The organism is Microbacterium karelineae (genome assembly GCF_009745985.1).
GTDB lineage: Bacteria > Actinomycetota > Actinomycetes > Actinomycetales > Microbacteriaceae > Microbacterium > Microbacterium karelineae.
This window is the reverse complement of sequence record NZ_WFIX01000191.1, coordinates 532237-554099: the sequence shown is the minus strand read 5'-3', so window position 1 is coordinate 554099 and position 21863 is coordinate 532237. Positions and strand designations below refer to the sequence as shown.

The window sequence follows — 21863 nt, the reverse complement described above, 5'->3', positions numbered from 1 at the left end:
GGCGCGCCTCAGCTCTCGGCGCGCACGGCAGGGTCGGCCGTGCGATGCACGCCGCGCCGAGGCGCCCGCGTGCCGATCTCGGCATCGCGGTCGGGGTGCGTGAGCTCGGGGGTCACCTTGATCCTGCTGACGAACATCACCATCAGCATCCAGCCCCACAGCATGATCGGGTTCGATTCCGCCAGGCCCTGCGCGAGCAGCGCCCACATGACGAGGAGGGGGACGAGCGTGAGGGGCGAGTAGGCGCGGTCGTCGTGCGCGTCCCAGCGGGGGCGGTCGACGGCGATGAACCACGCGCGCCAGACGGCGGATCCGAACACGCCCGCGATGAGCACGACGCCGAGGACGCCGAGCTGGAGGAACGCGTCGAGCCACATGCTGTGCGCCTGGAACACCGTGATGTCGTGGTCGACGATCCAGCCGTCGAAGGCGGGGTCCCACGGCACCCACGGCGACGAGAAGCCGTTCCCCGCGACGGGGTGGGTGAGCGCCCTCTCGATGACGGCCGACCAGATGTCGGCGCGACCCGTGAGGCCGCCGTCGCGCCCGAGGAGCCCGACGATCCGGTCGTATCCCAGCCAGCAGATCGCCGCGCCCGCGGCGGCGATGGCCGTGAGGGCCGCGTACACGCGCGTGCGCCCGCCCGGCGTCCGCTGGCGGCGCATGGCGAGCGCCGCCGCGAGCACGGCGACGGCGGCGGCGCCCGACACGGCGCTCGTGGCGGATCCGGCCCGCACGAGCAGCCACGCGGCGAGGACGATCCACACGACGCGGGAGGTGACGACCTCGGCCGAGAGGCGGTCGATGATCGACACGCGCAGGCGCACGGCGAAGACGATGAGGGCGACGACGCAGAGCATCCCGAGCAGGTTCGAGTTTCCGACGATGCCCTGCACGCGGTCGCCGACGAGCCAGGCGTCGAAGAGGTTGCCGCGCACCCAGTACCAGTGCGGATCGGGGTCACCCGAGACGCGGAAGAAGTTCGGGAGGATCGGGTGCCCGATGGCGAGGGCCACCCAGGCCTCGAAGGCGAGCGAGCCGCCGACGATCCAGCGCAGCGCGACCTCGAGCGCGCGCACGATCTCGCCCCAGGTGAGCATGTCGGCGAGGAACAGGCCCTGCAGGGTCACGCCCGCGAGGGCGACCCACGTGAGCAGGGTCGCGACGGGCCACTGCGACCAGATCGCCGACGCGAGGGCGAGCCCGACGTAGCCGAGCGCGATCCACGGCAGCCGGCGCCAGGCATAGGCCTGTGCGCCGCGCCGCCGGGAGAGGCTCGGGATCCAGATGGCGAGCGTCGCGACGAGCAGTATGCCGAGGAGCACCAGGGCGCCGATCTCGCCGAGGAGGTTGTACCACCACGAATAGGCGAGCGCGGAGAACATCGAGAACGTCGCGTACGCGCGCAGCGCGAGGTGCGACGTGGCCTCGCGCTCGGGGGCGCGATGCGGCGGCGCGACGGGGAAGCGGGAGTGCTGCGCCATGGGTCTCAGACTACGGGGAGTCGGGTGCGGGGCGCTGTGCCCGGACCCCATAAGCTGGCAGCATGCTGGCACGCCTCACCAACGCCCCCCGCACGTTCGACTGGGGTTCGCGCTCGCTGATCGCCTCCCTCGAGGGTCGCGACGAGGCGAGCGGCCCCGAGGCCGAGGTGTGGTTCGGCGACCACCCGTCCGACCCGGCGGACGTCGAGGACGGCACGGGGCGCACGCTCGACGAGTGGATCCGCGACGAGGGCGTCGAGGTGGGCGCGTCCGGCCGCCTGCCGTACCTGCTGAAGATCCTCGCGGCGTCGCGATCGCTGTCGATCCAGGCGCACCCGACGAAGGCGCAGGCCGAGGAGGGCTTCGCGGCCGAGCGCGATCTCGCCGACGATGCGCCCCGCAACTACGCCGACGACAACCACAAGCCCGAGATGATCGTCGCGCTGAGCGACCGCTTCGTCGCGCTGTGCGGCCTGCGCGACGTCGCCGCGACGCGCGAGCTGCTCGACGAGATCGGCGCGGCCGCCGCGCCGCTGCGCGAGCGGATCCGCGACGACGACACGCTCGCCGACGCGGTCGGCTGGCTGCTCTCGGGCGATGCGCAGGATCTCGTCGACGGCGTCATCGCGGCGCTCGCCGACGCGCGCTCGACCCGCTTCGCGGCCGACCTCGCGAACGCGCGGAGCAACGCCGCCGAGTTCCCCGGGGATCCGGGCGTCATCGTCGGGCTGCTCATGAACCTCGTCACGCTCGGCCGCGGGGAGGCGCTGTTCCTCCGCGCGGGACAGCTCCACGCCTACCAGTCGGGGCTCGGCATCGAGATCATGGCCGCGAGCGACAACGTGATGCGCGGGGGCCTCACGCCGAAGCACATCGACGTCGGCGAGCTGATGCGCGTGCTCGAGCGCCGATCGGGCCCCGTGCCGGTGGTGCTGCCGGTCGCGGCGTCGGAAGGGCGCGGCGGCCTCGAGGAGTTCCCTGTCGACATCCCGGACTTCCGTCTGCTGCGCGCCGAGCTCGACCGCGACGACGTCGTCGACCTCGCCCCCTCGGGCCCGACGATCGCCCTCTGCGTCGCGGGCGAGGTGACGGTCGAGGCCGGCGGGCGGAGCGAGCGGCTCGCTCCCGGGCGCGCCGCGTTCGTCTCGGGCGATGAGGAGCGCCTGACGGTGACGGGGTCGGGCGAGGTCTTCGTCGCGCAGCCGGGGGCGTGACACGCCGGCGTGACACGCCGATATCCGTCAAACCTTCAATGTGCGGATGAACCGCTCTACGATCTACGACTTGAAATTCGCGAATCACACGGGTGTAATTACCCAGGGAAGGTACCCAGCACCAGGGACTGACCAAGGGGGAGAGCACCATGACCGCACCGTTTTATCGTTCCGAGGCACCATCGGACTGGTTCGTCGACCCCGTCGAGCTCGGCGTCCCCGGTGCTCAGCCTCCCGCGGAGGACGACGGCGCGCTCTCCTGGCAGAGCGAGGCGCTCTGCGCGCAGACGGATCCCGAGGCGTTCTTCCCCGAGAAGGGCGGATCGACGCGCGACGCCAAGCGCATCTGCGAGTCGTGCGAGGTGCGCGACAAGTGCCTCGAGTATGCGCTGCAGAACGATGAGCGCTTCGGCATCTGGGGCGGTCTGAGCGAGCGCGAGCGCCGCCGTCTCAAGCGCGCGCAGCAGGAGCAGCGCGCTTCCTGAGTTCCGCCCCCACGCGGGCGTGTCTGTGATCGGGTCCGCGAGCGGCCCGCCGTAGGCTTGCCGGGTCATGCCCGCCCCAGTTCACGTCGTCCTCGTCGCGCGGTCGACCCCCGCTGCCGCGTCGCGATTCGAGCGCGCGCTCGCCGCGCTGCGCTCGCAGACCGTGCCCATCGCGGGCGTCTCGGTCGTCGTCTGCGGCGACCCGTCGCCCCTGCGCGACGCGGTCGACGCGTCGCGCGTGGACGTCGCGGTGCAGGCGCCGGAGCGGATCCCGTTCGCCGGCGCCGTCGAGCTCGCGCTCGATCGCGTGCCGGACGGCAGGGCCGCGTGGCTGCTCGACGACGACTCGGCGCCGGAGCCCGATGCCCTCGCGCGGCTGCTCGCCGCCCTCGAGCGGCAGCCCTCGGTCGCGCTCGCGGCACCCAAGCTCGTGCGCGCTGGGGACCGCCGCCGCATCGAATCCTTCGGCGTGACGATGACTCGGTCCGGGCGCTCGATCGAGCTCGCGCGCGGCGAGTACGACCAGGGCCAGCACGACGCCGCCGACGACGTGCTCGGCGCGGACATCCGCGGGATGCTCGTGCGCGCCGACGTGCTGCACGACCTCGTCCCCGACCGCGCGCTCCTCGGCGCCGACGAGGGCCTCGACATGGGCGTGCGCGCGCGGCTCGGCGGACGGCGCGTCGCGCTCGCGCCCGAGGCACGGGTCGCCGTGTGGCCGTCGCGGCAGCACGCCCTCACCCGCGCCTACACCGCGCGCGTGGCACGCCTGCACCGCCGCCTCGCCTACGCGCCCCTCGTCGCCCTTCCGGTGCAGTGGCTGCTGCTGCTGCCTCTCGCCCTCTGGGCGACCGCGATCTCCCTCCTCGCCAAGCGGCCGGGGCGCGTCGCGCCCGAGTGGATGGCCGCCGCGACGGTCATGGTGCGCCTCGCGTCGATCGCCCGCTCGCGGGGACGCCTGCGCCGGTTCCGCACCGGCCCCTGGCGGCAGGTGGATCCTCTCCGGCTGACCCGCGGCGAGCTGCGCGAGCACCAGCAGGCAGCCGACGATTCGGCGGTGGCCGTGCGCTCGCCCCTGCGCTTCTTCTCGGGCGGCGGCGCATGGACCGTGCTCGGCGCGCTCGTCGCGAGCGTAGCCGCGTTCGTGGCGCTGCTCACCTGGCCCGCCATGGCCGGAGGAGCCCTCCTGCCGCTGCGCCGCACGGTGTCGGGCCTCTGGTCCGACGCGCTGTACGGCCTCCGCCCCGAAGGCGTCGCCGACGTCGGCGCGGCCGATCCGTTCTCGGCCGTCCTCGCCCTGCTGGGCACCGTCTGGCCCGCGGCGCCCTCGTACGCCCTCGTCCTGCTGTGGCTCCTGGCGCTGCCGCTCGCCGTGGCGGGCGGGTGGTTCGCGGCCACCAGGGTCGCCGACTCGGGCGCCGCCCGCATCGGCCTCGCCCTGATGTGGGGCGCGGCGCCGCCGTTCTGGGACGCCCTCATGCAGGGGCGCCCGGCGGCCGTGCTCGCACACATCCTGCTCCCGTGGCTCGTCTTCTCCGCGGCCGCCGCGCATCGCTCGTGGACGACGGCGGGTGCCGCCTCGCTGCTCCTCGCGGGCGTGCTCGCGTGCGCCCCCTCGCTCGCGCCCGCGGCCGTTGCGCTGTGGCTCGCGGGGATCGTCGTCGCCGCGGCGTGCGCCCGCCGCGGGATCGTCCGCGTCGTGTGGCTGCTCGTGCCCTCGATCGCGATGTTCGCGCCGCTCGCGTCGCAGCAGCTGTCGCGCGGGACCGGCTGGGCGCTGTTCGCGGATCCGGGCGCGACCGTGCCGTTCGCCGTGGCCGACCGGGGAGCCCTCGCCGCGGGCTTCGTCGACGGCGTCGCCGCGTGGGCGCGAGCCCTCGCCGAGTTCGGGATCGGGTCCGCCGAGGCGCCGACCGCGACCTGGTGGGTCCCGCTGCTCCTCGCGCCCGCCGCGCTGCTCGCGCTCGCCGCCCCGGCGGTGCGCCGCGGGGGCGTCGCCGTGTTCGCGCTCGCCGCCGTGCCGCTCGGCGTGGCGACGGCGCTCCTGGCGGCGCAGTCTCAGCTCGTGGCCGCGGGAGGCGCGTTCGTGCCCGTGTGGCCGGGGAGCGCCCTGAGCCTCGCATGGATGGGCGTGGTCCTCGCCGCGGCCGTCGCGCTCGAGGCGCTCTCCTCCCGGCGCCGCTGGGCGGGGATCGCCTCCCTCGTCGCCATCGCGTGCGTCGTCGTGGCCGTCGCCCCGCAGGTGACGGCGCTGCACCGCGGCGCGACCCCGCTGCACGCGGGCGACGCGACGACGCTCCCCGCGTATGTGACGGCCGAGGCCCGCGACGACCTCCCGATCGGAACCCTCGTCCTCACGCCGCTCGCCGACGGATCCGTCGCGACCGACGTCGTCTGGGGCGCGAGTGAGACGCTCTCCGGCGCGTCGACGTTCGCGCGTTCGGCTGCGGAGCCGACCGAGGCCGACGAGCGCCTCGCAGAGGTCGCGGGGGACATCATCTCGGGCAGCGCCGTCTCGGTGACGGAGCCGCTCGCCGAATCGGGCCTGTCGTTCGTGCTGCTGCGACAGGACGGCGCGGATCCGAACGCGAGCCAGCGGATCATGGCGCTCACGGCGCAGGCGTCGATGGACCAGCGCAGCGGATTCGTGCGCGTCGGCGAGACGCCGCGCGGCGTGCTGTGGCGCCTCGACCAGGCGCCAGCGGAGCGCGCGCAGCCGAGCGGCGCGGAGGCGACCACCGCGTGGCTCGTCACGACCGGCCAGGCCGTGATCCTCGTGGCGGCGCTGCTCCTCGCGATCCCGACGCGGCGCACGCGCGACGAGGCGCGGCTCGTGTCGCGCCGGATCGGGCCGCAGGGGGAGGAGACCGCATGACCGACCGCCGCAGGCTGACGCGCCGCATCGCCGGATCCGCCGCAGGCATCCTCCTCGCCGCGGCCGCCGTCGGCGCCGCCGTGCAGCCGTGGCCGCTCATCGGCGCGACCGGCCCGTCGGACAGAGCGCCCGTGGCGCCCCGCGTCGACGTCACGCCCGTCGCGGCGGAGACCGTGCTCGCGTGCGACGGCCCGCTCCTCGCGCTCGGGCGCAACGCGAGCGACGCCTCCGGGCTCGACGCGGCGACCGATCTGTCGTTCACGATGCGCAGCTCGCTCGACGAGGAGCCCGCATCGGAAGCCGCCGTCGAGCTGCCGGGGGTCGCCTCCTCGCTCGTCGTCTCGCAGCTCCCCGAGGGCGGCGACGCGGTCTCGATCGCGGCCGCCGGATCCGCCGCGGCGGACGAGACCGATATGCGTGGCTTCGTCGCGTCGGCCTGCCGATCCGCGAGCCCCGAATCGTGGATCGCGGGGGCGACGGTCGCGACCGGCACCACCGACATCCTCACGATCGCGAACCCCTCCGACGTCGCGGCGACCGTGTCGGTGTCGGTGTACGGCGTCGACGGGCACCGCACGCCGTCCAACGGCGAGATCGCCCTCCCGCCGCGCTCGCAGCGCGCGATCCCCGTGGCGAGCATCGCGGGCGAGGAGCAGAGCCCCGTCATCCGCGTGACCGCCGAGGGCGCGCCCGTGCGGACGACCCTGCAGTCGAGCCGCGTCGTCACCCTCGATCCGCGCGGCGTCGACCTGCAGCCCGGCACGATCCCGGCGACCGACGCGGTGATCCCGCGCGTGCTCGTGACGGGATCCGCGGCGGAATCGGACGACGACCCGACGCAGCTGCGCCTGCTCGGCACGGCGGGCGTCGAGGGATCCGTCGACGTCGCGATCGTCGACGAGGCGACGGGCGAGCGGGTGGTCGAGCAGACGGCGCAGCTGTCGCCCGATGTGCCGGTGAGCGTCGGCTTCGACGCGCTCGAACCCGGCAGCTACGCCGTGCGCCTGTCGGGCGACACGCCGTTCGTCGCGGCCGTGCGCCAGGTCGCCGGCGACGACTACGCCTGGTTCGCGCCGGGAGAGCCGCTCACGGCGGAGAGCCTCGCGAGCGTGCCGGCGGGCCCCGACGGCGCCTTCGCGCTGAGCTTCGCGAACCTCGGCGACGATCCGGCCGAGGTCGCGGTCGAACCGGTGTCGGGCGGCGACGCGCAGTCGATCGAGATCGGGCCCGGGCGCTCGACGACCCACGTCGTCGACGACGCACAGACCTACCGCGTGACGGTCGTGAGCGGCCGGGTCGCGGGATCCGCCGGTGTCGCCGCGGACGGCGCGATCGCGTCGTTCCCCCTCGAGCCGGACCCCGCCGAGCCCGAGGCGATCACCGTCGCGCCGTGACGCGCGCCGCGTGACGCTCACCGCGCGTCAGTGGAAGGGATCCGCCCCGAGATCCCAGGGATCCTTGCCGAGGTACTCGCCCGCGGCGCGGAAGACGGCGCCCTCGATGAGCACGCGCCGGTGGAACGCGTCGGCGCGGTGCATCGGCACGCCGTGCGCCTTCGAGAGGCGCTCGACCGCGACGCGGTAGATGACGATGAGCGCGCGTTCGCGGTCGATCGACCAGCGCGGCACCTCGCCGTCCGACTCGTGGATCGGCATGCTGCCGACCTCGAAGCGCACCCCCTGCAGCTCGGGCCACGTCGCGCGGAGGAAGTCGGCCGTCGACGTCACGGCGACGTCGAAGCGGTCGAACCGCGAGCCGACCGAGGGGAGCGGCGGCTTGGTGACGAGGCTTCGGCCGACGCGGCCGTGCCTTCCATGTCTGGCGGCACGCGGGGCGGGAACCTGTGGATCCTGGCGATCGCGGCGCGCACGATCGAACCATCTCATGCCGCCAGCATATGCTCTCGTGTGTGGGTGAACGAATCTGCTCGAAGGTCAGCTGCCGCCGTGAGGCGGTGTCGACGCTGACCTTCGACTACGAGGGGCGCATGGCCGCGCTCGGGCCGCTCGGCGCGGGCGATGATCCGCACGCCCACGACCTCTGCGCGCAGCACACCGACCGGCTGTCCGTGCCGCAGGGCTGGGTCGTCCTGCGCCACGAGGCGTTCCGCGGCTGAGCGCGGCGCGCCCGTCAGCGCGCGGCGTCGAGCGGCGCGCCCGTCATGGGATCCTCGCCGCCGAGGATCGCCGCGCGCTCGCGCTCGGTGCGGAGGGTCGCGCGGTCGCGCTCGCGGCGCACGGCGGCGACGCCCGCGAGGAGCAGCTCGGGCGGCACATCGGGCACAGGGGAGACGAACGGGCGCACGTCGTTCGCGAGCTCGGCCGAGATCCGGGCGCGCACCGCGGGGTTCATGCGCGCCGCGCCCGCCGCGAACCGCGTGACCTGCGCGTCGAGTCGGTCGGGCAGCCGCGCGACGTCGGCGATCTCGGCCCATCCTGTGAGGGGCTCGGGGATTCCGGGAGCGGGCGGCGGCAGCGGGGGGCGCCGGGCGCGCTCGCTGTATGTGCCCGCCACGAGGTCGCCGAGGCGCTGCGCGCGCGGCGTGAAGACGCCGACGAGCAGGGCGATGCCGCCGACGGTCATGTACACCTCGAGCACGCCGACGATGCCGCGGATGAACGCGTGGCGGAAGCCGATCGCGCCGCCGTCGGTGCGCACGATGCGCCCTCCCGCGGCGAGCTTGCCGAGGCTGCGGCCGCGGGTGAGGGTCTCGACCGTGATCGGGACGACCGCGAAGCTCACGATGAGGAGGACGATCGCGAAGATCTGGAAGGTGCCCGGCCCGAGGATCCCGGCATCGATGAGCGAGGCGACGCCCCACAGCAGCACGACGAGGTAGATCGCCCAGGCGAGCACGGCGTCGATGAAGCCGCCGAGCACGCGCATGCCGAGGCCGATCGGCTGCAGGTCGAGGGCGACGGCCTCGCCCGTGAGGACCTCGTCGTCCGCGACGAGCGCGCGGGGTCCCCTGGGGCCCGTGAGAGCGGACGTGGACATGCGTACAGTTAATCAGGTGAACCTCGACGCGATGATCGATGAGCGCCGCCCGGAGTGGGACCGCCTCGACGAACTCGCGCGCCGTCGCCGCCTCACGGGGCCGGAGACCGACGAGTTCGTGCACCTGTACCGCGCGGCGTCGGCCGACCTGGCCGACATCAAGACCTCGGTCGGGCGCACCCCGGCCGGCGACTACGTGTCGAACATCCTCGCCCGTGCGCGGCTCAAGCTGACGGGCGCCCCCGAGAACGTGATGCGTCAGATTCCGCGCTTCTTCGCGCGCCAGCTGCCCGCGGCGCTGTACCGGATCCGCTGGGACGTGCTCGTCGTCGCGCTCGCGTTCGTCGGCATCACGGCGCTCGTCGGATGGTGGGTGCAGCAGGATCCCGCGTATATGGCGGCCCTCGGTGACGAGGCGCAGCTCGAGAAGTACGCCGAAGAGGACTTCGTCGCCTACTACAGCGAGCACGCGGAGGGCGTCTTCGCGGGCATGGTGTGGACGAACAATGCGTGGATCGCGGCGCAGTGCATCATGTTCGGAATCACCGGCATCTGGCCGGTCTACGTGATCATGCAGAACGCGGTCGGCCTCGGGACGTCCGCGGCCGTGATGGGCTGGTTCGGCCACGGCGACGACTTCCTGCTGTACATCCTCCCGCACGGCCAGCTCGAGATGACGTGCATCTTCGTCGCCGGCGCCGCGGGGCTGCGGATCTTCTGGGCCTGGATCGCTCCCGGCGCGCGTTCGCGCGGATCCGCCCTCGCGACCGAGGGGCGGGCTCTCGCGACCGTCGTCATCGGCCTCGTGGTGTTCCTGGGCCTCTCCGGCCTCGTCGAGGGCTACATCACGCGCCAGGACTGGCCGCACGCGGTCAAGATCGGCATCGGCGCGCTCGCGCTCGGCGTCTTCGTCTTCTACATGCTGTTCGTCGGCCGCCGCGCGGTCGCCGCCGGCGAGACCGGCGACCTCACGGAGTACGAGGCCGGCACCGAGCGCCTCGTCGCCGGCTGAGGCGCGTCGGTTCCGAGATGAGGCGGATTCGCCGAGACGAGGCGGATGCGGGCGCGGAATGCGTTTCCTCGACGAGTTCGCCTCGCCTCAGAACGCGGCTCAGCTCTTGCAGCCGGCGCAGATGCCGCGGAAGGTGATGGTCGCCTCGAGGATGCGCATGTCGTGGGTGTGGCTCGGATGGAGGCACGGGGCCTCGCCGACGACGCACTCGACGTCTTCGACCCGTCCGCACACCACGCACTGCACGTGGTGGTGGTTGTCGCCGCGCGCGAGCTCGTAGAGCGCGCTCGCCGCGCCCGGGAGGCTCACCCGCTGCGCGATGCCCGCCGCCGTGAGGTCGTTCACGATGCCGTGGACCGTCTGCAGCGCGATGCCCGGGATCCGGTCCTGCACCCGCTCGTGGAGCTCGTCGACGGCGGCGTGCGGCATCCCCGAGAGCGCGTCGAGCACCGCCGTGCGCTGGGCCGTCACGCGGAGGCCGGCGCGGCGGAGCATGTCCGGGGCGGCCGGCTCTCGCGTCGCGGGGATGGTCATCCCCACGATCCTAGCTTGTTCTGAATGATTCGGTTCTGTGGCCCGGCCCTACAGCCGCCCGGCCTTCTTCAGCGCGAGGTAGCGGTCGGCGATGCGGGGTGGGAGCTTCTCCGGCGTATCGGCGAGGGCCTCGGCACCGGCGCGTGACATGGCGCGGGCGACGAGCTCGGCGTCGCGACCCGTCGCCTCGGCGGCCGCCGCACGATAGAGGTCGGTGACGGATCCGCCGCCGCGCGCCGCGTCCGTGAGGGCCGCGTCGGTGACGGTGCCGACGAGGACCGTCGTGGATCCGCCCGGGAGCGCCTGCAGACGGGTGAGGAAGTCGCGCGAACTCGACAGCGACTCCTGCGCCGTGAGGATCACGACGAGGCTCGGCCGCCGCGCGAGGCGCCCCGCCTCGTGCAGCGCGTGATCCCAGTCGGTGTCGATGAGCTGCGCCTCGACGGGCGCGAGCGCGTCGGTGATCTCGGGCAGCAGCCGCGGTCCGTCGACGCCCGTCACGCGCGCCCGGACGAAGCGATCGAAGGCGAGCACGTGCACGTGGTCGCCCGCTTTGTTCGCGAGCGCCGCGAGCAGCAGCGCCGCCTCGAAGGTCGCGTCGAGGCGCGTCTCGTCGCCCACGCGGGCCGCCGCCGTGCGCCCCGTGTCGAGGATGATCGTCACATGGCGGTCGCGCTCGGGGCGCCACGTGCGCAGCATCGTCGTCGTCGCGCGGGCCGTCGCACGCCAGTCGATCGAGCGCACATCGTCACCGCGCACGTACTCCCGCAGCGAGTCGAACTCCGTGCCCTGACCGCGCACCTGCAGCGACGTGGACCCGTCGAGCTCGCGCAGACGCTGCACGCGGCTCGCGAGGTGGCGGCGGGCGCGGAACGGCGGGAGGATCCGGATCGCCCCGGGAGCGTCGAGACTCGCCTGTCGACCCGCGAAGCCGAGCGGCCCGAGGATCCGCACGGCGACGAACTCGCTGCGCAGCTCGCCGCGCCGCCGTGGGAGGAGCGGCACATCGATCGTGCGCGACTCGCGCGCGGGGATCACGACGCGCGTCCGCCCACCAGTCGCCCCCGCCGTGGGCTGCCAGGCGTCGCGCACGCGCGCCCGGATCGTGCGCGCGCCCGTATTGATCAGCTGCACCCGGGTGCGTACGTCGTCGCCGAGCTTCGCGCGCGCCGGGACATCGCGCGACACGCGCAGCGCGCCCGGGGCCGGCGCGGCGAGCACGTCGATCGCGCCGAGGATCGCGGCGAGCAGGATCCACCCGCCCAGCACGAGCCACGGGTCCGCGCCGACGGCGGTGAGCAGCACGAGCGGCACGACGCCCGTGGCGACGAGGAGCGGGAAGCGGCCGGAGAGGAACACGCGCGCCGGATCAGCGGGGGACGGCCGTCTGGCGCAGCACCGACGCGAGCACGGCGTCGACCGAGACGCCCTCGATCTCGGCGTCCGGGCGCAGCTGGATGCGGTGCCGCCACACGGGCGTGAGCATCGCCTGCACGTGGTCGGGTGTGATCGCCGGGTAGCCGCCGAGCCATGCCCAGGCCTTCGCCGCCGCGAGCAGCGCCGTCGCGGCGCGCGGGCTCGCTCCCACCGCCACCGACGCGGCCTCGCGGCTCGCGCGGGCGAGGTCGACGATGTAGGCGAGCACATCGTCGGTCGCCGAGACGCGGTCGACCGAACGCTGCGCCTCGAGGATCTCCTCGGGCGTCACGGCCGCCTCGACCGCGCCGAGGTCGCGCGGCGTGAAGCCCGACGCGTGGCGCCGCAGCACGTCGATCTCGGCATCGCGCTCGGGCACCCGGATGGACAGCTTCAGGAGGAATCGGTCGAGCTGGGCCTCGGGCAGCGTGTAGGTGCCCTCGTGCTCGATCGGGTTCTGCGTCGCGGCCACGAGGAACGGCTCGGGCAGCGGCCGCGTGACGCCGTCGCTCGAGACCTGGCGCTCCTCCATCGCCTCGAGCAGCGCGGACTGCGTCTTCGGTGGCGTGCGGTTGATCTCGTCGGCGAGCAGCACGTTCGTGAAGACGGGGCCCTCGCGGAACTCGAACTCGCCCGTCTTGGCGTCGTAGACGAGGGATCCCGAGACGTCGCCCGGCATGAGGTCCGGCGTGAACTGCACGCGCTTCGTGTCGAGCCCGAGCGCGCGACTGAAGCTGCGCACCATGAGGGTCTTGGCGACGCCGGGCACGCCCTCGAGGAGCGCGTGGCCGCGGGCGAGCAGCGCGATGAGCAGGCCGCTGACGGCGCCGTCCTGCCCGACGACCGCCTTGCCGACCTCGGTGCGCACGCGCGCGACGGCCTGCCGCAGGCGCTCGGCGTCGGGATCCAGCCGCGGCGCGGGCTGCTGTGGCGCAGCCTGCTGGGGCGGCGCGGGCTGCTGAGGCGCGGGCGGCGCGGCCTGCTTCGGGGGCGCCGGGTGGAGCGGGGCGGCATCGGTCATCGTGTGCGTCCTTCCCAGGGGTCTGCGTCTTCCAGGGCGTCTTCGAGCTCGCGCAGGCGCGCACCCGCGTCGGCGAACTCCGCGTCATCGTGTGGCTCGGAGGTGAGCACGGCGTGCACGGCCTGCGGATCGCGGTTCAGCACGCCGCCGAGACCGCGCGCCAGCTGCGCGGCGTCGGCGTCGGCAGGCAGCCCGAGGCGGCGGGACATCCGCACCCGCGCGCCGCGCCTCAGGGCGGCCATCGCGTGCGCCGGATCCCCGCCCGCGCGGTAGAGCCGCGCGCGTCCCTCGAGCGTCTCGCCTGCCCGCACCGTCACCGGCAGCGTCTCGGCGACGAGGGGGCCGAAGCGCCGCCCACGCCACACGGCGGCGGCCGCGGCGACGAACGCGCCGAGGATGATCGCCGGGGTCACCCATGTCGGCACGAAGTCGCCGAGCACGGGCGCGCCGTCGGCGGCCTCCGGGTCGGCGTACGTCGGGGTGTACCAGACGAGGTCGTCTGCCTGACCGAGCAGGCCGAGGGCGAGGGCCGCGTGGCCCTCCTGGTCGAGCGCGTCGTTGACGAGGATGGCCTCGCCGTCGAGGAGCGTCAGGGTCGAGTCGGCGTCGACATCGGCCTGCAGCAGCGCGTACCCCTCGCCGGCGGGGTAGCAGGCGGCGATGGCGGGATCGCCCGACGAGTAGAGGGTTCCGGGGAGGATCGCGCCGGCGTTCGACGCCGCGGGGAGCCCGCAGTCCGGGGCGACGGCGCCGGACCCGGAGCCGCCGTAGCCGATGCCGGGGAAGAACACGTCCATGCTCGCGAAGTCGGCGTCGAGGATCACGGTGCTCCTCGCCGCTCCCGCGAGCTCGCGCAGCACGTCGACGTCGAGGATCGACGCGTCGGTGATCGCGAGGGTCGCGCCGGATCCGATCCGCTCGCGCACATCGGCCACGCGGTCGAGCTGCTCGACGGCGACGCCCTGCTCGCCGAGCAGCGTCGCGATCGCCCGCGCGCCGTCGTAGCGGGGGCTGTCGGCGTCGAACCGGTCGGGGGCCGACCAGTCGCGCTCGAACACCGCGATGAGCGATCCGACGATCACGATGGCCGCGATCACGGCGATCCATCCCCACGCGCGGCGGGCGCGGGATCCGCGGGGGGCGCGCTCGGCGCTCTCGGTCGTCGCGAGCAGGCTCATGCGAAGGCCGCCTCTGCGGCCTTCGCGGGGCGTGCGGACGCGATCGTGTCGTCGAGGTCCGCGACGCTCGCCGCGGCCTCGGCGGTGCCGGGGCGCCGCAGGTACCGCACATCGTCGAACATGCCGGCCGCCGCGTCGAGGCCCGCGGCGTGCGCCGGGAAGTATCCGGCGGCGGAGACGGCGAACGTGCGCGCCGTCATGCCGGGGGGACCGTGCAGGAGGCCGCGCTCGTCGATTCCCCGGGCGATCGCCCGGTACCGGAGGATGATCGCCTCGTCCCAGTCGCCGCGATCCCGCGCGGCGGTCGATGCAGCGCGCAGCTCGGCGGCCGACCGCTCGTCGGCGTCGAACAGGTCGGTCGAGGCGCGCGCGCGGGAGCGGCCCTCGCCCCGCGGCATGCCCCAGATCACGAAGGCGACGACGATGCCCGCGACGAGCACCGCGACGATGATCGCGGTCCACACAGGGCTCCAGCCGGCGCCGTCGATCTGGGGGTTGAAGAGCGATTGGAAGAACTCCCCGATCCGCTGCGCGACGCGGTCGAACAGCGTCGGCTCCGCCTCGCGGTAGATCTGCTTCTCGAGCTCGCGCTCGGCCCACTCGCGCGCCTCGTCGCGATCGGGGAGGGCGGCCAGGCGGGCGATCATACGGGCGGTGCCGGCGGATGCGGCGGTGCCGGGGGCGCGGCCGGGCCGGGGGCGGGCGGGTTCGCGGGCGGCGCGTACCCGGGCGCGGTGGGCGGCGCGGGCGGTGCGTATCCGGGCGCCGGCGCGTACGCCGGGGCGGGCTGCCCGTACCCGGGCGCCGGCGCGGCGGGGCCGGCCGCGTAGGGCGATGGTGCGGCGCCTCGGATGAAGGTGTAAGGATCCTCGGCGGCACCGCCCGCGTCGACGTAGCGCCGCATGCGCAGGTCGATCCCCTCGTCGCGCATGCGCGCGTCGATGTAGGCGAGCGTGCCGCCCGCCGACAGCACGATCAGCATGATCGCGCCGATCGCGAACGACACGATCGAGGTCAGCGCGATGACGACGATGCCGATGACGGTCGCGGCGGCCGAGGTCGACTCGCCCATGCCGAGGGGGATGAGCGTCGACGTGATGAGCGGTGAGACGAGCGAGAAGACGCCCGACACGATGCTGGAGGCGACGTTCGTGATGAGGTACAGCAGCACCACGACGCCGAAGGTCGACCAGAAGCGGCCGCGCGTGAGCTCCCACGATCGCCGGATGCCGCGCATCGGCCCGACGCCCTCCAGCACGATCGCGGACGGCACGAGGAACAGCTTCGTGCCGAGCCACGCCGCGAGGACGGCTCCGCCGAGCAGGGCGAAGATGAGCGCGAACACGAAGAGGATCCATCCGCTCGTGGTGCCGAGGAGCGCGGAGAAGATCGGCGGCACGGCGAGGATCGCGACGGCGACGGTGGAGGCGATCGAGAGCAGCACGGAATAGCCGACGAGCCGCCAGAAGGCGGGGCGGACGCGGCGCCAGAGTCGCGACAGGGTCGCCTTCTCGGCGAGCGATGCGTGCGCGACCTCCGCGACGACGACGCCCTGCGCGATCGTCGTGACGGCGACGAGACCCAGCGAGAGAACGAGCGTCGCGATGAGCACGATCGCGCCGGATCCCCACATCAGCTGGTCGAACTCGGGGGAGTTCTCGGGGACGGTGTCGGCGCGGGAGAACGCCGCGAACGCGATCCCGCCGATCGCGGCGAGCATGATCGCCATCGCGAGGGTCTGCACGCCCACGACGAACAGCAGGAGCACCTTCGGGTTGCCCTTCAGCACGGCGAACGACTTGCCGAGGATCGTCCCGAATCCGTACGGATACAGGGGGACGAGCCCTTGGCGCGGCGCGGGCGCCCACCCCGTGGGCATGCGATCGGTCACGATGTCTCCTCCCCGTGCCCATCGTTCCATACCGTGGGACCGTCGGCGCCCGCGGTGTCGGACCGCCGATTCGGGCGCGCGCCGATTAGGCTGTTGACCCATGACTGGTCACATTCTCGTGGTCGACGACGACACCGCACTCGCCGAGATGATCGGCATCGTGCTGACAAGCGACGGCTTCGGCACCGCCTTCTGCGCGGACGGAGAGGCCGCCGTCGACGTGTGGCGCACCGAGAAGCCCGACCTCGTGCTCCTCGACCTCATGCTGCCCGGCAAGGACGGCATCGAGATCTGCCGCGAGATCCGCGCCGAGTCGGGCGTGCCCATCATCATGCTCACGGCCCGCTCCGACACGACCGATGTGGTCTCGGGGCTCGAGGCCGGGGCCGACGACTACATCGTCAAGCCCTTCAACCCGAAGGAGCTCGTCGCGCGCATCCGCACGCGGCTGCGCCCCGCCCTCCCCGAGGAGAGCGCGGTGCTGCGTGTCGGCGATGTGTCGATCGACGTGTCGGCGCACGAGGTGCGGCGCGGCGACGACCTCATCGCCCTGACGCCGCTCGAGTTCGAGCTGCTCGTGGCGCTCGCGTCGAAGCCGCAGCAGGTGTTCACCCGCGAGCAGCTGCTCGAGCAGGTGTGGGGGTACCACTACAAGGCCGACACGCGCCTCGTGAACGTGCACGTGCAGCGCCTGCGCTCGAAGGTCGAGATCGACCCCGACAACCCGCGCGTCGTCATGACGGTGCGCGGCGTGGGGTATCGCGCCGGCGCCAGTTCCTGACGCTCGAGATGACGCACGCGCCGGCACGCCCGCTCGCCGCGGCGGCGCGCCGGATGTGGCGCCGCCCGCTGGAGTCGTGGCGGGGATCCCTCCGTTTCCGCACGATCCTCATCACGACCGCGGCCGCATCGATAGCGATCATCGTCGCGATCGCGTGGATCGCGCTCGCGATCCAGTCGGACCTGTTCGACTCGCGGCGCGCTCAGGTGCTCGACGACACGAACCGCGCCGTCGAGTTCGCGCAGGCGCGCGCCGCCGCGGCGACCGTGCCCACGGACCGCGCGGGGGTGCAGTCGCTGCGCAGCGACATGCTCGACGACCTCGCGACGGCCGCGACGACCGACCTCATCGTGGGCATGCCGATCGCCGAGCAGTCTCCCGACGACGTGCCGTCCGGCTTCAAGAGCGACGCCGACCGCTTCGACGAGCCGATGCTCTCCGAGGGGCTGCGCGAGCAGGTGCGCACGCGTCCCGAGAGCCAGTGGTGGCAGTCGATCGGGCTCCCGTCGACCTCGGGGCTCCCCGTGCCGACGATCGTCGTGGGCCGCCAGCTCGATGTGCCGAACGTCGGCGTCTACGAGGTGTACCTCGCGTATCCGCTCTCGGATGTCGCCCAGACGCTCGCGTTCGTACAGGTCACGCTGTGGATGACGGGGATCGCGCTCGTGATCATCGTCGCCGGCGTGATGTGGCTCGTGATGCGGTCGGTGGCGGCGCCGATCGTCGACGTCGCGCGTACGAGCGCGCGCCTCGCGTCGGGCGACCTGTCGGCCCGTCTCGAGCCGAGCGGCGAGGACGAGCTCGCGACGCTCGCGCGCTCGTTCAACCAGATGGCGGATTCGATCGAATCGCAGATCCGCGAGCTCGCCGAGCTGTCGCTCGTCCAGCAGCGTTTCGTGTCGGATGTCTCGCACGAGCTGCGCACGCCCCTCACGACGATCCGCCTCGCCGCCGGCGTGCTGCACGGCGAGCGCGAGTCGTTCGAGCCGGTCGCGGCGCGATCCGCTGAGCTCCTCTACGATCAGGTCGCGCGTTTCGAGCAGCTGCTGACCGACCTGCTCGAGATCAGCCGGTACGACGCGGGATCCGTACAGCTCGAGCGCGAGGAGGCGAGCCTCAGCGAGGTGGTCGAGGGAGTGTGCGAGTCGATGCGGCAGGTCGCGTGGCAGCACGACACGGAGGTGCGGTTCCGCGGCGCCGACGGCGACGACGTCGCGTCGATGGATCCGCGGCGGGTGCGGAGGATCCTGCGCAACCTCCTCGGGAACGCGATCGAGCACGGTGAGCACCGCCCCGTCGAGGTGACGGTCGCGCAGAACCCCACCGCCGTCGCCGTCGGGGTGCGCGACCACGGCCTCGGGATGCGCGACGACCAGGTCACCCGCGTGTTCGATCGCTTCTGGCGCGCCGATCCGTCGCGCCGGCGCACGCTCGGCGGCACGGGGCTCGGACTGTCGATCGCGCTCGGCGACGCGACCCTGCACGGCGGATCGATCGACGTCTGGTCGCATCCGGGGCGCGGAACGCACTTCGTCGTGACCCTGCCCCGCGCCGACGACGGCGCCGAGATCGTCGCGCCGATCGCCGTGGAGCCCGTCGACGAGGTGACGGCGGGCGATCTCCGTGCCGGCAACGGGCCGGAGACCGAGACGCTCGTCGTCCGTCGGTCACCGGACGAGCGCGACGGCGGGGAGGCGTCGTGAGGGCGCGGCGCGGCGCGATCGCCGCCGTCTTCGCCGGGATCCTCGTCCTCGGCGGATGCGCGGGGCTGCCGATCGACGGCACCTTCCAGCCGGGCGACGAGGTGGGCGCCGACGCGCCGGAGCTGCGGTGGCAGTTCACGCCGGACGGCCCCGCGGAGGGCGCGAGCCCCGCGGACATCGTCTACGGCTTCCTCGACGCGGGGGAGAGCCCGGCGGATGATTGGGGGATCGCCCGCGAGTTCCTCACGGATGAGGCGGCCGCGGGGTGGGATCCGAACGCGCGGATCACGATCGACGACATCAACGAGCGCAATGTGGGCGAGTTCGCCGCGGCGGAGGGAGCGGCGAACCGGGGCGAGGCGGATGTGCGGGTCACGCCGACGGCGACGGTCGACGAGAACGGCCGCTACGACCTCTCCGACGGGGGTGTGCGCCCGCTCGAGTTCGAGCTCGCGCTCGTCGACGGGGAATGGCGGATCTCGTCGGCGCCCGACGGCGTCGTCGTGCAGAGCGGCACCTTCGCGAGCATCTTCACCTCGACGTCGCTGGTCTTCTCGGCTCCGGGCGACCGTCTCGTGCCCGATGTGCGCTGGTTCCCTGACACGGCCGAGCTGCTGGACCGGATCGTGGCGGCGCTCGTCGACGACGGTCCGTCGCCCTGGCTGGAGGGCGCGGTCAGGTCGGCGTTCGACGGCGTCGACCTGCGCGGGGTGGAGCTCGACGACGACCTCGTGGCGACGGTCGCGCTCTCGAGCGAGGCAGCGGACGTCGGGCTCGCGCAGCGGGCGCGCATGCAGACGCAGCTCGAGCAGACCCTGACGCCGATCGGCGTGCAGGCGGTGCGGATGACGTCGGTGGGCGATCGCCTCGCGGCCGTGGGCGACGAGGTCGTGTCGACCGAGCCCGATTCGCGCGCGATCGTCCTCACAGACGACGCCTTCGGCTATCTCACGGCCGGCGACATCACGCCGATCCCGGGCCTGTCGGAGCCGATCGCGGAGCAGTTCGCCCCGGAAGGGGACGGCGACGACCCCGCGACATCGATCGCCGTCGCGCCCGACCTCAGCCACGCGATCCTGCAGACGGAGTCGGGGACTCTCGTCCGCGTGCACGCGGATGATGCGACGTGGGAGGTGCTGAGCTTCGAGTCCGACTGGGTCGAGCCCTCCCTCGACGCGTTCGGCTACGCGTGGTCGGCCCGGCCCGACGAGCCCGGCCAGCTGCGGGCGTGGGCCGACGGAGAGCCGGATCCGGCCACGGTCCCTGGGCTCGGCGAGCTCACGGAGATCTCGGGCCTGGAGGTCTCGCGCGACGGTGCGCGCATCGCGATCACGGGGCGGCAGGAGAACCAGCCCGCGCTCGTCGTCGCGGGGATCCGCCGGGACGACGACGGCGCGCCGATCGCGCTCACGGCCGTGCAGGACGTCGTCGAGCTGTTGGACGACGCGGAGGACGTGGCCTGGGTCTCGGACACGATCGTCGCGGTGACGGCCGCCGGAGAAGGCCGCACGATCATCCGCGAGCAGCAGGTCGGCGGCACGTCCGAGCGCATCACGGCGGCGCTCGTCGCGACCGAGATCACATACGGCAACCCGCGGTCGCGCGAGCGCCTTCTCGGAGACGACGGGTTCATCTACGTCCGCAACACGACGCAGTGGCAGCAGGCGGGCGGAGGGGCGGTCGTGCTCGCGACCCAGATGGGGGCCCCGCCGCCGGCGGAGTGATGCCGCCGGGCAGCGTGCTCACAGGCGCGGAACACGGGACGGATTCTCCACATTCCGCCGTCCACGCCCACGGGCGCCGGAGGATCGGGGAATGACCGGATCTCGACTCGCGCGCGCCGCCGCGGACGCGCTGGCCCTGCTCTTCCCCGTCGTCTGCGCGGGCTGCGGCGAGCCCGGGGCGGCGCTGTGCGGCGCGTGCCGTGACGAGCTGCGCCCCGACGTCCGCGTCGTGCGCGTCGGGCCGCCGGCCGACCCGCTGATCGTGCATGCCTCCCTCTCCTATGCGGGGGCCGCGGCGGCCGCCATCCGCGCGCTGAAGGAGGACGGGCGCGTCGATCTCGCCCGTGCCTGCGGCGCCGCCCTGCGCCCGAGCCTCGCGGCGGCCGCCGGCGGAGAGCGCGATGTCCTGGCCGTCCCGGTGCCGTCCCGTCCAGGGGCGGCGCGCTCGCGCGGGTATCGCGTCGTCGAGCAGCTGCTGCGCGCCGCGGGGATCCCGCCGACACGCGGTCTGCGCTGGGCGCGCGGAGCCGAGGACCAGCGCGGGCTGGGCCGGGCCGGCAGGGCGCGGAACATGGCCGGCGCCCTCGCCCCGCGCCGCCTTCCGCACGGCGCCCGGATCGTCCTCGTCGACGATGTCGTGACGACGGGCGCGACGCTCGTCGAGGCGCGCCGCGCCCTCGAGAGCGCCGGAGCGATGGTGTGCGGGGCGGCGACCCTCGCGAGCACGCCCGCGCGTGTCCCCACACGCACATGAACCTCAGGTGACGCGCTCATGATCTTCAGAAAAGAAATGAGTGACACGGAGGCGATCTGGGAATACGGTGGGAGGCCAGTAGCGAGACATGGTTCGCTCACTCCGGGCGAACCGGAATGGGAGGCACAAGATGGACACGAGCATCGTCGGTGTGGGCGTCAGCATCACCGAGAGGTTCCGAACCGTTGTCGATGAGAAGCTCGCGCGTGTCGAGACTCTCGCTCCCCGCGCCGAAGGCCTCGATGTGAAGGTCACGCAGTCGGCCCACCACCGGGGCCGGGTCGAAGAGGCGAAGGTCGAGCTGACGGTCACGGGCAAGGGCAAGGTCGCCCGCGCTGAGGCCCGCGCCGAAGACAAGTTCGCGGCGCTCGAGATGGCGCTCGACAAGCTGACGACCCAGCTGCGTCGGGCGAAGGACAGGCGCGTCACCGGGCGCCAGCGCCCGCACGGGGCGCACCTCGAGAAGGGCACGGGCTCGCTCGAGGGCATCGACATCACCCCCGTCGACGTCGAGACGCTGCACGCCGTCGCGACCGGCACGGTGCCGATCGGGGCGGTCGAGACGGAGGAGGAGTACTCGCCCGTCGTCATCCGAACGAAGACGTTCGAACCGGAGTGGATGACCGTCGAAGACGCTGTCGACCGCATGGAGCTCGTCGGGCACGACTTCTTCCTCTTCGTCGACGTGCGCACCGACCACCCGAGCGTCGTGTACCGCCGCCGCGGATGGGACTACGGCGTCATCTCGCTCGAGACCGAGGCGCCGCCGATGCGCGAGGAGCTCGCGAGCTGAT

General features: G+C 73.5%; 20 protein-coding genes. 11 read left to right on the top strand and 9 right to left on the bottom strand.

Annotated elements, in window-relative coordinates; translation table 11 throughout:
- Positions 1 to 8 precede the first annotated feature (8 nt).
- Positions 9 to 1484, bottom strand: coding sequence for an O-antigen ligase family protein (locus tag GB932_RS18935; protein ID WP_197517568.1), 1476 nt, complete (start codon positions 1482 to 1484; stop codon positions 9 to 11).
- 62 nt (positions 1485 to 1546) lie between these two features.
- Between GB932_RS18935 and manA the strand changes: the two genes are divergently transcribed.
- The 4 genes from manA to GB932_RS18915 all read left to right on the top strand — a co-directional run bounded on the left by manA (position 1547) and on the right by GB932_RS18915 (position 7452).
- On the top strand, positions 1547 to 2698 hold the full coding sequence (manA, locus tag GB932_RS18930; RefSeq protein ID WP_156762234.1) for a mannose-6-phosphate isomerase, class I: 1152 nt from the start codon (positions 1547 to 1549) through the stop codon (positions 2696 to 2698).
- A gap of 149 nt (positions 2699 to 2847) precedes the next feature.
- Positions 2848 to 3183 (top strand): WhiB family transcriptional regulator, encoded by a 336-nt coding sequence (locus GB932_RS18925; RefSeq protein WP_156762233.1) that lies wholly within the window; start codon positions 2848 to 2850, stop codon positions 3181 to 3183.
- Between the two features lie 67 nt (positions 3184 to 3250).
- On the top strand, positions 3251 to 6058 hold the full coding sequence (locus GB932_RS18920; RefSeq protein WP_156762232.1) for a glycosyltransferase family 2 protein: 2808 nt from the start codon (positions 3251 to 3253) through the stop codon (positions 6056 to 6058).
- Positions 6055 to 7452: a DUF5719 family protein gene (locus tag GB932_RS18915; RefSeq protein ID WP_156762231.1), complete on the top strand. Its 1398-nt coding sequence runs from the start codon at positions 6055 to 6057 to the stop codon at positions 7450 to 7452. The genes GB932_RS18920 and GB932_RS18915 overlap by 4 nt, the downstream gene beginning before the upstream one ends.
- Positions 7453 to 7479: 27 nt before the next feature.
- On the opposite strand, the gene GB932_RS18910 is transcribed toward GB932_RS18915, so the two are convergent.
- Positions 7480 to 7944, bottom strand: coding sequence for a hypothetical protein (locus GB932_RS18910; protein WP_231916309.1), 465 nt, complete (start codon positions 7942 to 7944; stop codon positions 7480 to 7482).
- A gap of 23 nt (positions 7945 to 7967) precedes the next feature.
- Here GB932_RS18910 and GB932_RS18905 point away from each other — a divergent pair, with 23 nt between their 5' ends.
- Positions 7968 to 8174 carry a DUF3499 family protein gene (locus tag GB932_RS18905; protein WP_156762230.1) on the top strand — a complete coding sequence of 69 codons (207 nt, stop codon included), beginning with the start codon at positions 7968 to 7970 and terminating at the stop codon, positions 8172 to 8174.
- A gap of 14 nt (positions 8175 to 8188) precedes the next feature.
- On the opposite strand, the gene GB932_RS18900 is transcribed toward GB932_RS18905, so the two are convergent.
- Positions 8189 to 9055, bottom strand: coding sequence for an RDD family protein (locus GB932_RS18900; protein WP_156762229.1), 867 nt, complete (start codon positions 9053 to 9055; stop codon positions 8189 to 8191).
- Positions 9056 to 9071: 16 nt separating this feature from the next.
- On the opposite strand from GB932_RS18900, the gene GB932_RS18895 reads away from it, so the two are divergent.
- Entirely contained in the window at positions 9072 to 10067 is a 996-nt protein-coding gene (locus GB932_RS18895) for a stage II sporulation protein M (protein WP_156762228.1), read from the top strand.
- Between the two features lie 99 nt (positions 10068 to 10166).
- Here the strand turns inward: GB932_RS18895 and GB932_RS18890 are convergent, their stop codons facing one another.
- Genes GB932_RS18890 through GB932_RS18865 form a run of 6 tightly spaced genes read right to left on the bottom strand, consistent with a single transcriptional unit; the run spans position 10167 to position 16107 of the window.
- On the bottom strand, positions 10167 to 10601 hold the full coding sequence (locus tag GB932_RS18890) for a Fur family transcriptional regulator (RefSeq protein WP_156762227.1): 435 nt from the start codon (positions 10599 to 10601) through the stop codon (positions 10167 to 10169).
- A gap of 48 nt (positions 10602 to 10649) precedes the next feature.
- Entirely contained in the window at positions 10650 to 11960 is a 1311-nt protein-coding gene (locus tag GB932_RS18885) for a DUF58 domain-containing protein (protein ID WP_156762226.1), read from the bottom strand.
- A 10-nt stretch (positions 11961 to 11970) separates the two neighbouring features.
- Positions 11971 to 13038 carry an AAA family ATPase gene (locus GB932_RS18880; protein ID WP_156762225.1) on the bottom strand — a complete coding sequence of 356 codons (1068 nt, stop codon included), beginning with the start codon at positions 13036 to 13038 and terminating at the stop codon, positions 11971 to 11973.
- The gene (locus tag GB932_RS18875; RefSeq protein ID WP_156762224.1) at positions 13035 to 14216 is read right to left on the bottom strand and encodes a DUF4350 domain-containing protein; all 1182 of its coding nucleotides are present in this window, start codon (positions 14214 to 14216) and stop codon (positions 13035 to 13037) included. Before GB932_RS18875 ends, GB932_RS18880 begins: the two co-directional genes overlap by 4 nt.
- Complete coding sequence (locus GB932_RS18870) at positions 14213 to 14863, bottom strand: DUF4129 domain-containing protein (RefSeq protein WP_156762223.1); 651 nt, start codon at positions 14861 to 14863, stop codon at positions 14213 to 14215. Before GB932_RS18870 ends, GB932_RS18875 begins: the two co-directional genes overlap by 4 nt.
- The gene (locus tag GB932_RS18865; RefSeq protein ID WP_156762222.1) at positions 14860 to 16107 is read right to left on the bottom strand and encodes a DUF7847 domain-containing protein; all 1248 of its coding nucleotides are present in this window, start codon (positions 16105 to 16107) and stop codon (positions 14860 to 14862) included. The genes GB932_RS18870 and GB932_RS18865 overlap by 4 nt, the downstream gene beginning before the upstream one ends.
- A gap of 100 nt (positions 16108 to 16207) precedes the next feature.
- Here GB932_RS18865 and mtrA point away from each other — a divergent pair, with 100 nt between their 5' ends.
- From mtrA to hpf, 5 genes are all read left to right on the top strand, one after another.
- Positions 16208 to 16888, top strand: a complete 681-nt coding sequence (mtrA, locus tag GB932_RS18860; protein ID WP_156762221.1) for an MtrAB system response regulator MtrA — start codon at positions 16208 to 16210, stop codon at positions 16886 to 16888.
- A gap of 8 nt (positions 16889 to 16896) precedes the next feature.
- Positions 16897 to 18591 (top strand): MtrAB system histidine kinase MtrB, encoded by a 1695-nt coding sequence (gene mtrB, locus GB932_RS18855; RefSeq protein ID WP_156762220.1) that lies wholly within the window; start codon positions 16897 to 16899, stop codon positions 18589 to 18591.
- A complete protein-coding gene (locus GB932_RS18850; protein WP_156762219.1) occupies positions 18588 to 20315 on the top strand; it encodes an LpqB family beta-propeller domain-containing protein in 1728 nt (575 codons plus the stop codon). Before mtrB ends, GB932_RS18850 begins: the two co-directional genes overlap by 4 nt.
- Positions 20316 to 20406: 91 nt before the next feature.
- Positions 20407 to 21069 carry a ComF family protein gene (locus GB932_RS18845; RefSeq protein ID WP_156762218.1) on the top strand — a complete coding sequence of 221 codons (663 nt, stop codon included), beginning with the start codon at positions 20407 to 20409 and terminating at the stop codon, positions 21067 to 21069.
- 130 nt (positions 21070 to 21199) lie between these two features.
- Positions 21200 to 21862: a ribosome hibernation-promoting factor, HPF/YfiA family gene (gene hpf, locus GB932_RS18840; protein ID WP_156762217.1), complete on the top strand. Its 663-nt coding sequence runs from the start codon at positions 21200 to 21202 to the stop codon at positions 21860 to 21862.
- The last annotated feature ends 1 nt before the right edge of the window (position 21863 follow it).